The sequence below is a fragment of the Campylobacter sp. 2018MI01 genome (assembly GCF_018501205.1).
Classification (GTDB): Bacteria; Campylobacterota; Campylobacteria; order Campylobacterales; family Campylobacteraceae; genus Campylobacter_E.
The window spans coordinates 1-14246 of sequence record NZ_JAHCZE010000046.1; the positions used below are offsets into that span (position 1 = coordinate 1).

Here is a 14246-nt window from a genome sequence, read left to right on the forward strand (position 1 = left end):
GATTATCATATACTAACAGCTCATATAATCTTAGATGATTTAAATGAGTTTAAAAGTGTTTTACAAAAGCTTAATGCTTTACTTAAGAATGAGTTTAATATACATCATATTACTATTCAGCCAGAAACAATATAAAGGATTAAAATGAAAAAATTATTTTTTGTATTTATTTTATTAATTAGTTTTTTAAATTCAAGTGAGCTAAAAGTAGCTACTTCTAAAAATGTAGGAGAACTAAATCCACATTTGTATTCTCCAAATGAAATGTTTGCTCAAAATATGGTTTATGAAGGATTTGTCTCATACTCGCAAGATAATCAAATAATACCTAGTCTAGCTACTTCTTGGGAGATTAGCGAAGATGGTTTGGTATATACTTTTTATCTTAGAAAAGGAGTTAAGTTTTCTAATGGAGAAGACTTTAATGCAAATGCAGTAAAACTTAATTTTGATGCAATTTTTGCTAATAAACAAAGGCATATTTCTTTTGCACTTGTAAGGGCTTTTGATTATCTTGAAGTGGTTAATGATTATGAAGTAAAGCTTCATTTAAAACATATTTATGAACCTACTTTAAGAGAACTTAGTCTTATTCGTCCTTTTAGATTTATAGCTCCAAGTGCTATGATTGATAATAATACAAAAGATGGTATAAAAGCACCAATTGGCACAGGTAAATGGAAATTCGTTGATACTAAATTAGGCGTTTATGATAAGTTTGTTAAAAACGAAAATTATTGGGGCGAAAAAGCTAAAATTGATAGCATAGTATGTAAAATAATTCCTGATCCAAGCTCAAAAGTAATAGCTCTAAAAACAAAAGAAATTGATTATATCTATACTGATGGAGAAATTAGCTTAGAAGATTTTATAAGCTTACAAAAAAGCGATTATCAAACGCTAATTTCAAAGCCACTTAGCACTATTTTAATAGCACAAAATACAGCAAAATATCCAACAAATGATATTAATGTAAGAAAGGCTATTAATATGGCTATTAATAAAGATGAAATTAGCAAATATGTTTTCTATGGGACAAGACCAAAGGCTGATTTTTTCTATGATGATAATGTGCCAAATGGTAAAATTGATAGAAGTGCATACGAATATAATCCTAAAAAAGCTAAGCAATTATTACTTGATAATGGTTGGGAATTTAAAAATGGCTTTTTAGAAAAAGATGGCAAAAGATTAGATATAGTGATTTCTTATATAGGCATTAACGCAGAGCAAAAGGCTATATCAGAAGTATTACAAGCGAATTTAAAAGAAATAGGAATTAATCTAATCTTACAAGCTAATGAAAGCACTATATTTTATAAAAGACATAGAAATGGGGAATTTGAATTAATCTTTAATGCTACTTGGGGAGCTCCTTATGAGCCTGAAATTTTTATGGCTTCTATGGTTGCACCATCTCACGCTGATTATATGGCTCAAATTGGATTAAAGCAAAAACCACTAATTGATGAAAATATAGAAAAATTATCTAAAACAATGAATAAAGATGAAAAATCTAAACTAGCTAAAGAAATACTCACAATCTTACACGATGAAGCGGTATATATTCCTATTGTATATCATACAAATATATGCGTTGCAAGTCCTAAATTAAAAGGAGTTAAAACGAGTATTTTAAAATATGAAATTCCTTTTGATGATATAGAAATTAAGGAGTAGTATGAAAAAATTCATATTAAAAAGAACTTTATATGCCATTATTTGCTTGTTTTTAGCATCAATTTTTATTTTTTTATTAATTAGACTTAATGGAACTGATGCTGTTATGAATTATTTGCAAGTTAGTGGGATAGCACCAACTGATGAAGCGATAGAGCATACAAGAATTATGCTAGGCTTAAATGAGCCAATAATTACTCAATATGTAGTTTGGATAAAAAACGCCTTGCAATTAGATTTTGGGACATCATATTTTACTAATCGTAAAATCGCACCTGATTTGTTTGAATACTTAGGAAATACTTTAAAGCTAACATCATTTGCCTTGCTTATAACCTTTATAATCTCTATTCCTTTTGGGGTGTTTTCTGCAATTTATAAAAATCATTTTTTTGATTATTTTGTAAGGATTTTTTCATTTTTAGGTGTTAGCACTCCTAGTTTTTGGCTTGGTTTATTATTTATTTTATTTTTTTCTGTTGAGCTTAATTTATTACCTCCTTTTGGCATAGGTGGGATTAATCATTTAATAATGCCTGCATTAGCAATATCTTTTATGTCAATTGCAATTAATGCTAGATTTATTAGGATTAATTTTTTACAAGCTTGTAATGAAAGATTTATAGCTTATGCAAAAATGCGTGGCGTAGGAAAGTATAAGATATACTCAAAACATATTTTATTTAATTCTTTACTACCTTTAATAACTGCTTTTGGTATGCATATAGCTGAACTTTTTGGCGGGGCTTTAGTGATTGAAAATATTTTTGCTTATCCTGGAGTTGGTCGTTATGCTGTAAGTGCTATTTATTATAGTGATTATCCTGTAATTCAAGCTTTTAGTATGATGATGTGTTTTGTGTTTATTTTAATTAATTTAATCACAGATATTTTATATGCGATAATTGACCCAAGGATTAGATATGAGTAAGAAAATTTATGAATATTTTGTGTATTTTTTATGTGCTTTTATAATCTTACTTGCTTTATTTGGTAAATATTATGCACCTTATAGTGCAAATGAGATTAATTTAGCGAATAAATTTGCTAGTAATTCATTATTGCATATTTTTGGGACTGATCATTTAGGGCGAGATATTTTCTCAAGGATTTTAGAAGGTGCTTATATTTCAATTCTAGCTACCTTTTCAACTATTATTATAATAATAGTTTTAGGCGTTAGTGTAGGTTTTATAGCTGGATTTTCAAATAATAAAATTGATAATTTTTTAATGAGAATTTGTGATATATTTTTATGCTTTCCTACTATTGTTTTGGCTTTATTTTTCGTAGGGATTTTAGGAACTGGTTTATTAAATATAATTATAGCCATTGCTTTAACTCACTGGGCTTGGTATGCAAGGATTATTAGAAGCATTGTTTTAAAGTTAAAAAATACTGAATATGTATTAATTAGCAAAACTTGTGGAGCTAGTAATTTTAAGATTTTTAAAAAGCATTTTGCAAAGCCTATTTGTATGCAGCTATTAGTATTAAGCACGCTTGATTTGGGGCATATAATGCTGCATATTTCAGGTCTTAGTTTGCTTGGGCTTGGGGTAAAAGCCCCACAAGCTGAATGGGGGATAATGATAGCTGAAACAAAAGATTATATTTTAACTCATTATGAGCTTATTTTATATCCTGGAATTGCTATGTTAATTGTAATTATTGCTTTTAATTTATTAGGCGATATTTTAAGAGATAAATTTGAAAATTTAATACAAGTTGAAAGTCATGGATAAAATAATAGTAAAAAATTTAAATATATTTTATAAAGATACAGCCTTAGTAAATAATGTTAGTATGAATATACAAAGTGGAAAAATCACGGCTTTATTAGGGCTTAGTGGAAGTGGAAAAAGCCTAATAGCAACAGCTATTATGGGATATGTAGCAAATAATTTAAAGCTTAGCGGGAGTATTTGTTTAGATGATAATTCAAAGCAAAATATTGCTTGTATTATGCAAAATCCAAGAACAGCTTTTAATCCTTTATTTAGTATCAAAAACTGCTTTTATGAGACTTTAAAGGCAAGGAATTTAAAAATTGATAATGAATATATAAAAGAGATTTTAAATAAAGTTAAATTGAACGAAAGCGTTTTAAATCTTTATCCACACGAATGCAGTGGCGGAATGCTTCAAAGAATTATGATAGCTTTAGCCTTAGTATCTCGTGCAAAATTTATAATAGCTGATGAGCCTACGAGTGATTTGGATTTGATTTCTCAAGCTGCAGTTTTAGATATATTAGAAGAAATATCAAGCAAAATAGGGATATTGTTGATAACTCATGATTTTGGAGTGGTTGCAAGACTTGCTGATTATGTTTATGTTATGGATAATGCAAGGATTGTTGAAGAAGCAACTTGTATTGATATATTTAAAAACCCACAAGCAAATATAACAAAAGAATTAATTAATTCACATTTATCATTATATGGAGTTAGCAATGCTTAAGGTAGAAAATATCTCATATTCATATAAAAACTCAAATTTATTTAGCGATAAATATACTCAAGTTTTAAATGGAGTTAGCTTTAATTTAGATGAGAATAATTCTTTAGGTATTTTAGGAATTAGTGGAAGTGGAAAAAGCACTTTAGCAAAAATCATTGCTAATATTTACAAAGCAAATTCTGGAAATGTGTTTTTAAACAATGTAAAAATACAAGATAATAAAGAGTATAAAAAAATAATTCAAATAGTCTTTCAAGACTCAAGAGCATCTTTTAACCCTGATTTTAGCGTTTATGAAGCCTTGATTGAACCTTTAGAAAATCTTACTAATTTTAGTAAAAGCGAGATTAAAAAAAGAGCTTTAGAATGCTTAGAATTATTAGAATTAAATCAAGACTTATTAGATAAAAAATGCTCAATGTTAAGTGGGGGACAATTACAAAGGCTAAGCATAGCAAGAGCTATTTCAATTAAGCCAAAAATACTTATTTTAGATGAAGCTACAAGTTCATTAGATGTATTAATTCAAGCAAAGATTTTAAAGACTTTAAAAAATCTTCAAAAGGATTTAAGCTATATCGTAATAACTCATGATTTAAGGATTATAAAATTATTTTGTGATGAAGTTTTAGTCCTTGATAAAGGCAAGGTAATTGAGAGCAAAAAAGTATGCAAGGATTTAGAATTTGAAAGCTTAATGGCTAAAGAATTAAGCAATAGCATATTAAAGCCTTTTCCTAAGGATTTTTATAAATAATATTTAAAAGATTAAATATAATTTTTGTAATTTTGTAAAAAAGTGTTACGAATTTACAAATTCTTATAATTAATCTTAAAAATTATTATGAAATTAAGCTTAGTTTATTAATATTTCTTTTTATTTTCAAAAAAGGTTTTTAATGAGTTCGACGCTACTTATTCAACAGATTTTCAATGGCTTTTCTTTAGGCTCAATGTATGCACTAATTGCTATTGGATATACTATGGTTTATGGAGTTTTAAGGCTTATCAATTTTGCTCACGGCGATATTATGATGATAGGCTCGTATGCTTGTTTATTTGCACTTAATTTTTTTGCTTTTCCGTTTATACCTGCTTTTGGTTTTGCTATATTAATTTGTATTGCACTTGGAATTAGCATTGATAAGATTGCTTATAAGCCACTTAGAAATTCTCCTAGAATTTCACTATTAATCACTGCTATTGGAGTTTCGTTTTTCTTAGAAAATCTAATAAATGTATTATTTACAAGCACACCACAACCATTTAATGCACCAAGTATTTTGATAAATCCTATTAATTTATTTGATATTAGAATGTCTTTGCTTGATTTAATAATTCCAACTTTAACTATTATTATTTTAATAGCTGTTTTATTGATTTTGTATAAAAGCAAATATGGAATTGCTATTCGTGCACTTGCTTTTGATATTTCAACCGTTGCTTTAATGGGAATTGATGCTAATAAAATTATAGCTTTTGTATTTGCACTAGGCTCAATGTTAGCTTGTATTGGCGGGATTTTTTGGGCGTGTAAATATCCACAAATTGACCCTAATATGGGAGTTTTAATAGGGCTTAAGGCTTTTGGAGCTGCTGTTTTAGGTGGTATTGGTAGCGTTGGCGGAGCTGTTCTTGGTGGGCTTATAATTGGATTTTGCGAAGTTTTAATAGTAGCTTTTGTGCCTGATTTAGCAGGGTTTAAAGATGGTTTTGCATTTATATTCTTAGTATTTGTTTTATTGTTTAAACCAACAGGAATTATGGGACAAGATTATGAAAGGAGTAGATTTTAATGAAAAATATATTTTCAATAATCATTTTAATCTTAGCAGTTTTAAGCATTTTTGCGGCTCAATATTGCTTGAGTGATTATGCTTTAAGAACTTTTATAAATATTAGTATTTTTATAATCTTGGCAGTATCTTATAATCTAATCAATGGTGTAACAGGGCAATTTAGCCTAGAGCCTAATGGTTTTGTAGCAGTTGGTGCTTATATTACGGCTTTATTATTGCTTGATATTGAAGCTAAGCAAGATCAATTTAGCTTATTAGACCCGCATCCATTTATTTTATCATTTCATACTGATAGCTTTTTTATAGCTTTATTAGCGGGTGGTTTTGGTGCTTTGGTTTTATCTTTAATCTTAAGCTTTGCTGTTTTTCGTGTAAGGGGAGATTATTTAGCTATCGTTACGCTTGGATTTGGGATAATTATTAAATTAATTGCACTTAATTTCGCAGCTTTTACAAACGGAGTGCAAGGGTTAAATGAAATTCCAAAACCGAATAATTTTTTATATATAGTTGGAATTATTACTATTATTAGCGTTGTTTTAATACTTAATATCATTTATTCAAAATACGGCAGAGCAATGAAGGCTGTAAGAGATGATGAAGATGCAGCTTTAGCTATGGGAATTAATACTTTTAGGATTAAGACTTTAGCTTTTGGGACTAGTGCTTTTTTAGAAGGTGTAGCAGGTGGGCTTTTAGCTTGTTATATCACAAGTGTTACGCCTGAACAATTTGACTTTTTATTTACATTCCAATTATTAATTATCATAGTTTTAGGCGGATTAGGAAGCACTACAGGAGCAATTATTGGAGCTATTTTAGTAATTGGTGGAAGTGAGTGGCTTAGATTTTTAGATGAACCTATGAATATTTTTGGTTATGAGACAAAAGGCTTGCCAGGACTTAGAATGCTTGTGTTTTCTATCATATTAATTTTAGTAATGCTATTTGCAAGGCGTGGGATTTTTGGCGATAAGGAGCTAAGCGATATTATTTTTAAAAGGTTTAAAAAATGATTTTAGAGCTTAAGAATATTGATAAGAATTTTGGTGGAGTAAAGGCTATAAATAATGCAAATCTTAGCGTTAAAAAAGGTGAAGTTTTTGGACTTATTGGACCTAATGGAGCAGGGAAAACTACTTTATTTAATATAATTTCAGGAGCTTATAAGCCAAGTTCGGGTGAGATTATTTTTGATAATAAAAACATTACAAATCTAAATCAATTAGAAATCACAAAATTAGGCATTGCAAGGACTTTTCAAAATATTAGATTATTTTCATCTATGAGTGTGCTTGAGAATGTTTTAATAGGGCTAAATTGTAGTATTAATTACAATATTTTTGAAGCGTTTTTGCATATTGCAAGATATAAAAAGGCTGAAAAACAAGCAAGAGAAGAAGCAATAAAAATACTAAATACTCTTAAAATCTCTCATTTAGCTAATGCAAAATCAACCGAATTAAGTTATGGAGAACAAAGAAAATTAGAAATAGCAAGAGCATTAGCACTAAAACCAAAATTATTATTACTTGATGAGCCTGTAGCTGGAATGAATGGGACTGAGAGCAATGAATTAGCAGATATTATAACTACTCTTAAAAAAGAGCTTAGTATAGTATTGATTGAGCATGATATGAAGTTTGTAAATAGCTTATGTGATAGGGTTTTAGTGCTTGATTATGGTAAGAGTATTTTCTTAGGCTCACCAAAAGAAGCAGTTAATAATAATGAAGTAATTAAAGCATATTTAGGAGATTTTTAATGTTAAAGGTTAAAAACTTAAGCGTTCATTATGGCTTGATTAAAGCTGTTGATGATATTAGTTTTCATATAAACTCAGGAGAAATCGTAAGTATAGTAGGTAGTAACGGAGCAGGTAAAACTAGCACTTTAAATGCGATTTTGAATATTCCTAAGCGTAGTGGGGAGATTAATTTTTTAGGTTATGAAATAGAAAGGCATAAAACTCATACTCTAGTTCAAAAAGGAATTAGCCTTGTGCCAGAAGGAAGAAGAGTTTTTGCAAATCTTAGCATAGAAGATAATCTTAAAATGGGAGCGTTTTATAATGCTGATAATTACGAGCATTTAAAAGAGCAAATGTATAGATTGTTCCCACGCTTAAAGCAAAAAAACAATACCTTAGCAAGGAATTTAAGTGGTGGAGAAGCACAAATGTTAGCAATCTCAAGAGCTTTAATGGGGGAGCCAAAATTACTTATGTTAGATGAACCAAGTCTAGGACTTGCACCTAAGATTGTAGGAGAAGTTTTTGAGATAATTAAGGTTTTAAAAAATGAAGGAATTACTATTTTATTAGTAGAGCAAAACGCCCAACAAGCATTAAAAATAAGCGATAGAGCTTATGTTTTAGAAAATGGCAAAATCGTTTTAGAAGGCAAAGGAATTGACCTTGCAAATGATGATAATATTCGCAAAAAATATCTAGGAATTTAAATATAAAATCGGAATTAATTTTTCGGTTTTATATTTTAATATGATTTATTTTAGCCTTGTTATAAATTAATATTTATATATGAGATTTTATAATGATTATTTTTTTAGTATAAATATATTTTTATTATTTAACTTAGGAATTTAATTCTACTTATGTTTTAGCATTATCAATAAATATCAAGATGATTTTAAGTAAGATTTTATATAATCACTTTTATCTAAAATGAAAGTGTGTGATGAAAAATAAGAATTTAATTTACCAACTAGAAGGAAAACCCCCGTTTTTTGTAGCACTTCCTTTGGGAATGCAGCATGTTCTTGCTATGTTTACAGGAAATTTAGCCCCCATTTTGATAATTATAGGGGTCTTAAATAGTACGAGTATTGTAATATCCACGCAAGAAAGTATCAGTTTAATCCAATCAGCTATGCTAGCTTCTGGCATAGTAACTCTTCTGCAACTTTATCCAATCAAATATAAAAATATCCAAATAGGTGCTAATCTTCCAATAGTTATGGGGACTACATTTGCTTTTGTGCCAACAGCTATAAGTGTTGCAAATACTTATGGTTTTAGTGCAATTTTAGCCTCTTCTCTTATAGGCAGTATAATTACTATATTTATTGGTTTTGCTTACAAATATATCACAAAGATTTTATCTGAATTAGTAATAGGTGTTGTATTAATTGCAATTGGCATTAATTTATTAGATGTGGGTGTTAATTATTGTGCGGGTGGTTTAGCTGCTAAAAAAATGGGAACTTATGGGGATATTATTAATTTATGTTTATCTTTTAGCACTTTTGCAATCATTATTGCTATTCAACGATTTGCAAAGGGCATCTTTAAAGTTTCAGCTATTTTAATAGGTCTTGTTGTGGGATATTTTTTAGCTTATATGGTAGGTAGAGTAGATACTAGTATTATTAGTGAAGCAAGTTGGTTTAGCTTGCCTATTCCAATTATTTTAATTAATGAATTTCATTTTGAACTAGCTCCTATTGTAAGTGCCATTATCGTTTATATAATCACAAGTTTAGAAACTATTGGAAATGTTAATGGAATTACCGTAGCAGCTTTTAATAGGTGTGCTAAAGAAAAAGAAATCAGTGGAGCTATTTTAGCAGATGGTGTTGGTTGTATGGTGGCTAGTTTGTTAAATGCTTTACCTAATACAGCTTATGGTCAAAATGCAGGAATAATAGCAATGACAAAAATTATAAATAAATATTGCATAGCTTTAGGTGCTTTTTTTATTATAGTATCAGCTTTTATTCCTAAATTAGGAGCTGTTTTTAGGACTATTCCAGATAGTGTTTTAGGGGGTGCAGTTATTATGATTTTTGCTATGATTTTGATAAATGGTATTAAGATTGTAGCTTATGCTGGATTTAGCAACAAAAATGTAATGATATTAGGTATTACTTTTGGTCTTGGGTATGGGTTTGGAGTCCATCCTGAAATTACTAGTAATTTGCCAGGTTATATAAGTTGGGTTTTTAAAGATAGCATAGTAGGAGTTTGTGTAATTTCTATGATAGCTTCTTTAATTTTTGCAAAAGATAAATAAGGGTGAGTATGAAAGAAGAATTTAAAACGATAGGTAAAAGTGAAACAAGATGGGATGCTTACGCTAAAGTTACAGGTAAAGCAATTTATACTGCTGATATTCCTACTAAGAAAAAGTTTTATGCAAGAATAGTAAGATCTAGCATAGCACATGGATATGTTAAAAGTTTTGATTTTAGCGAAGCTTTAAAGGTTGATGGGGTTATTAAAATTTTAACTTATAAAGATATGCCAAAAACTAAGTTTGCAACCGCAGGTCATCCATTTGGACTAGACCCAAAGACTAGAGATAGGTATGATAGAACCATTTTAACAGAGCATGTTAGATTGTTTGGAGATGAAATAGCAGCTGTTATTGCAACCACTGATTTAGCTGCAAAAATTGCTGTAAGTAAGGTAAAGGTTGAATATGATGAGCTTCCTTTTTATCTAACCCCACAAGAAGCAATGCAAGAAGGAGCTGCGAAAATTCATGAGGATTTAGATAGCAATATAATGGCTCATACTATTAGTAAAGTTGGAGATGTAGAATCGGCTTTAGATAATAGCGATTATGTTTTTAGTGATACATTTAAAGTTCCTTTACAACAACATTGCCATATGGAAAATCAGATTGCTTATGCTTATAAAGACCAAGATAATCGTTATGTGGTAGTAAGTTCAACTCAAATTCCACATATTTTAAGAAGAATTTTAGGCGAAGTTTTTGAAAAACATTGGAGTTATTTTAGAGTAATAAAACCTTTTGTTGGTGGTGGTTTTGGTAATAAACAAGAAGTAACAATAGAGCCACTTTGCGTTGCTTTATCTATGGCTATGGGTGGAGAAATTGTTCAAATTGCACTTGATAGAGAAGAAAGTATCGCATATACAAGAACAAGACACGAAATGGAATATAAAGCAAAAATGGGTATTAGTAAAGATGGCTTTATAAATGCTTTAGATATAGAAGTATTATCAAATAAAGGAGCTTACGCATCTCATACTCATTCGGTTGGTATTAAAGGTGGTGGAGTTTTATTATCTTTATATAATATTCCTAACTTTAGATATGACATTAAAACCGTTCATACAAATATAGCAACAGCTGGGGCTATGAGAGGATATGGAGTTCCACAGGTTATGTTTTTTATAGAAAGTTTTATGGAAAATGTAGCTAGAAAAATGGGTTTTGATTCTATTAGTTTTAGAGAAAAAAATATAGTAGGAAATGATGTTTTAAATCCACTAAATCAAGTTATTCAAAAGTCAGCTAAATTAAAAGAATGTATTGAGGTTGCTAAAGAGAAATTTAATTACTATGAAAAACAAAAAGCCTGTAAAGAATTTAAACACCCTTATAAAAAGCGTGGGGTAGGGCTTGCAACCTTTACTTATACAACAGGTGTTTATCCAAAGGGCTTAGAAACAGCAGCCGCTAGAGTAATACTAAATCAAGACGCACATATTAAACTAATGCTAGGTTCAACTGAAATCGGACAAGGTTCTGATACGGTTTTAGCTCAAATGGCAGCAGAAGTTTTAAGTATTCCTTATGATTGGGTTATAGTTGATGCGAATACTGATACAGATACGGCTCCATTTGATACAGGAGCTTATGCTTCAAGACAAAGCTATGTAACAGGGCTTGCAGTAAAAGAAGCTGCTTTAAAATTAAAAACAAAAATATTAAAAGCAGCAGCGAGATTAAAAGATGTTGATTTTGCAAATCTTGATTTAGAAAATGCAAATATTGTTTTTAAGAATAAAGAAGCTTTAATGAGTTTGGCTGATTTTGCTTTACACACTACTTATGATTGGCAAAAGGCTAAAAGTTTATCGGCATTTGCAAGTGTAAATTGCCATACAAATTCTTATAGTTATGGTATTACTATGGCTATGGTTGAAGTTGATATGAATACAGGAAAAATAGAGATATTAGATATTTTAAATGTTCATGATGCTGGTAAGGTATTAAATCCACTTTTAGCAAGTTCTCAAGTAGAAGGTGGAATGGGAATGGCAATTCCTTATGCTTTATTAGAAGAATTAAAATATGACAAAAAAACAGGTAAGATTTTAAATAATAATCTTTTAGATTATAAAGTTCCAACTGCACTTGATGTTCCTGATTTAGATGTTAGTTTTGTTGATAATTATGACCCTTATGGTCCATTTGGTAATAAGTCTTTAGGTGAACCTCCTATGTGTTCTCCTGCACCTGCTATTAGAAATGCAGTGCTTGATGCTACAAATATAGAGTTTAATCAAATTCCAATAACACCAGAAAGATTTTTTCAAGCTAAGGATAAAGAATGTATTATTTAAGTAATTACACGGAAGCAAAAAGCGTTAATGAAGCTAGTAGGCTATTAAAAACTATAGATGATTCGGTATTAATTGCAGGCGGAACTGATATTTTAATTAAACTTAGAAGTTTGGATAAAAAATATGCAAATAAGCATTTAATAGGAATTAATACTTTAAAAGAATTAAAAACCATAACAATTGATGATGAGTTTATTCATATAGGAGCATTATGCACTTTTGATGATATAGAAAATAATGAAATTATAAAAAATAATTTAACAAATCTAAAACAAGCAGCTGCTCTAGTTGGTGGCCCGCAAATTAGAAATATGGCTACAATAGGTGGAAATATTTGCAATGGTGCAACTTCTGCTGATAGTGCTTCAAGTCTTTTTACTCTTGATGCGATTTTAGTTATTTACAACGAAGACACACGCAAAGAAATTGCTATAAATGATTTTTATATTAGTTCTGGTGTTGTTAAATTAGAAAAAGGAGATATTTTAACAAGTATTAAAATTCCTAAAAAATCTTTTAATGGTTATGTTAGTAAATATATAAAATTTGCTCAAAGAAATGCTATGGATATAGCTACAATTGGAGTTAGTGTTATGTTAAAAACTAATAATGATGAGATAATTGATTTAAAATTAGCTTATGGAGTGGCTGCTCCTACTCCTATTAGAGCTAAAGAAAGTGAAAAATTAGCAAAAGGTGTAAAATTAACTAAAGATAATATTGAAAAAATTGCTAATAATATTTTAAATGAAACAAAGGCAAGAGATTCTTGGAGAGCTTCTAAAGATTTTAGAAATAATCTTTTAACAACGCTTACAAAAAGAGCTATTTATGAATTAATAGGAAAAAATTATGAAAATTAAAACTTATATAAATGATAAATTTTATGAATTACACATTGACCCTAGAATGTCATTGCTTGAATTAATAAGAAATGTATTACAACTAAGTGGAACTAAAGAAGGCTGTAGTGTTGGTGAATGTGGAGCTTGTGCTGTTTTAGTTGATGGTAAAAATGTAAATAGCTGTATTTATTTAGCAGCTTGGGCTGATGGTAAAAAAATAACTACTATAGAAGGTTTAACCCCTTTTGATGGCTTAAGTCTTTTACAAGAAAATTTTGTAAAAAATGGGGCTGTTCAGTGTGGATTTTGCACTCCTGGGTTTATTATTTCATCAACTGCTTTGCTTGGTAAAAATAAAATGCCTACTAAGTTTGAAATAAGGCGAGGGGTGTCTGGTAATCTATGTCGTTGCACAGGATATAAAAAAATCTTTCAAGCCATAGAAGATACTGCAAATAATGCTAAATGAAGCTTTAGATATTAAATATAAAGATAAAATTGCGATTATAGGCTCTGGTGGGAAGACCACTTTTGCTTATAATCTAGCTAAACAAAATCAAGATAAAATCACAATTCTTACAACAAGTACAAAAATGTATGAAGTAAAAGATATAAATTTTAATAATCTATATAATCAAACAAGTATTACAAATCTTAAAAAAGGCGTTAATTTATGTGGAAAAATTATTGACAATAAAGTAAATGCTTTAGATGATTTTAGTGATTTTTATAAAAATTGTGATTTGTTTATATATGAAGCTGATGGAGCTAAGGAATTGCCTTATAAAGTTTGGAAAAATAATGAGCCTGTTATTTTAGAAAATACCAATAAAATAATAGGAATTATTCCACTTCATTTATTAAATTATCAATTAAATGAGAATTTCATTCATAGGTTTGATGATTTTTTGAAAGTATTTGAAGTGAGTAAAAGTGATGTTTTAAGTATTGATTTAATAGAAAAAATTTTTTTAAAAATGTTTGAAAATATTAGTTTAAATTCTGAAAATTATATTTATTTTAATATATACGATGAGTTAAAAGTATTAAATGAACTTGCAATAAGATTAAAAAATTTTAGATTATTAGCTGGTTTTTTAAAAGAAGAAAAATATATAAGGC

15 protein-coding genes are annotated in these 14246 nt (G+C 29.0%); all 15 read left to right on the plus strand.

Annotated elements, in window-relative coordinates; genetic code table 11:
- Positions 1 to 9: 9 nt before the first annotated feature.
- Positions 10 to 135: a cation transporter dimerization domain-containing protein gene (locus KJQ97_RS10060; RefSeq protein WP_442862439.1), complete on the plus strand. Its 126-nt coding sequence runs from the start codon at positions 10 to 12 to the stop codon at positions 133 to 135.
- A gap of 9 nt (positions 136 to 144) precedes the next feature.
- On the plus strand, positions 145 to 1680 hold the full coding sequence (gene nikA, locus KJQ97_RS07115) for a nickel ABC transporter substrate-binding protein (RefSeq protein WP_214120391.1): 1536 nt from the start codon (positions 145 to 147) through the stop codon (positions 1678 to 1680).
- A gap of 1 nt (position 1681) precedes the next feature.
- Complete coding sequence (locus KJQ97_RS07120) at positions 1682 to 2611, plus strand: ABC transporter permease subunit (RefSeq protein WP_214120392.1); 930 nt, start codon at positions 1682 to 1684, stop codon at positions 2609 to 2611.
- Entirely contained in the window at positions 2604 to 3425 is an 822-nt protein-coding gene (gene nikC, locus KJQ97_RS07125) for a nickel ABC transporter permease subunit NikC (protein WP_214118841.1), read from the plus strand. Before KJQ97_RS07120 ends, nikC begins: the two co-directional genes overlap by 8 nt.
- Complete coding sequence (locus tag KJQ97_RS07130) at positions 3418 to 4143, plus strand: ABC transporter ATP-binding protein (RefSeq protein WP_214118843.1); 726 nt, start codon at positions 3418 to 3420, stop codon at positions 4141 to 4143. Before nikC ends, KJQ97_RS07130 begins: the two co-directional genes overlap by 8 nt.
- The gene (locus KJQ97_RS07135; RefSeq protein ID WP_214120393.1) at positions 4136 to 4900 is read left to right on the plus strand and encodes an ABC transporter ATP-binding protein; all 765 of its coding nucleotides are present in this window, start codon (positions 4136 to 4138) and stop codon (positions 4898 to 4900) included. The genes KJQ97_RS07130 and KJQ97_RS07135 overlap by 8 nt, the downstream gene beginning before the upstream one ends.
- Positions 4901 to 5042: 142 nt before the next feature.
- Complete coding sequence (locus KJQ97_RS07140; protein ID WP_214118846.1) at positions 5043 to 5939, plus strand: branched-chain amino acid ABC transporter permease; 897 nt, start codon at positions 5043 to 5045, stop codon at positions 5937 to 5939.
- On the plus strand, positions 5939 to 6958 hold the full coding sequence (locus tag KJQ97_RS07145) for a branched-chain amino acid ABC transporter permease (protein WP_214118847.1): 1020 nt from the start codon (positions 5939 to 5941) through the stop codon (positions 6956 to 6958). The genes KJQ97_RS07140 and KJQ97_RS07145 overlap by 1 nt, the downstream gene beginning before the upstream one ends.
- Positions 6955 to 7707 (plus strand): ABC transporter ATP-binding protein, encoded by a 753-nt coding sequence (locus KJQ97_RS07150; RefSeq protein ID WP_214118849.1) that lies wholly within the window; start codon positions 6955 to 6957, stop codon positions 7705 to 7707. Before KJQ97_RS07145 ends, KJQ97_RS07150 begins: the two co-directional genes overlap by 4 nt.
- Positions 7707 to 8402, plus strand: a complete 696-nt coding sequence (locus tag KJQ97_RS07155) for an ABC transporter ATP-binding protein (protein WP_214118851.1) — start codon at positions 7707 to 7709, stop codon at positions 8400 to 8402. The genes KJQ97_RS07150 and KJQ97_RS07155 overlap by 1 nt, the downstream gene beginning before the upstream one ends.
- Before the next feature lie 236 nt (positions 8403 to 8638).
- Positions 8639 to 9973 carry a uracil-xanthine permease family protein gene (locus tag KJQ97_RS07160; protein WP_214118853.1) on the plus strand — a complete coding sequence of 445 codons (1335 nt, stop codon included), beginning with the start codon at positions 8639 to 8641 and terminating at the stop codon, positions 9971 to 9973.
- 8 nt (positions 9974 to 9981) lie between these two features.
- Positions 9982 to 12279 (plus strand): xanthine dehydrogenase subunit XdhA, encoded by a 2298-nt coding sequence (gene xdhA / locus KJQ97_RS07165; RefSeq protein WP_214120394.1) that lies wholly within the window; start codon positions 9982 to 9984, stop codon positions 12277 to 12279.
- A complete protein-coding gene (gene xdhB / locus KJQ97_RS07170) occupies positions 12267 to 13142 on the plus strand; it encodes a xanthine dehydrogenase subunit XdhB (protein ID WP_214120395.1) in 876 nt (291 codons plus the stop codon). The genes xdhA and xdhB overlap by 13 nt, the downstream gene beginning before the upstream one ends.
- Positions 13132 to 13593, plus strand: a complete 462-nt coding sequence (locus KJQ97_RS07175; RefSeq protein ID WP_214120396.1) for a (2Fe-2S)-binding protein — start codon at positions 13132 to 13134, stop codon at positions 13591 to 13593. Before xdhB ends, KJQ97_RS07175 begins: the two co-directional genes overlap by 11 nt.
- A partial coding sequence (gene yqeC, locus KJQ97_RS07180; RefSeq protein WP_214120397.1) for a selenium cofactor biosynthesis protein YqeC occupies positions 13583 to 14246 on the plus strand: 664 nt, incomplete at its 3' end. The genes KJQ97_RS07175 and yqeC, both read left to right, overlap by 11 nt.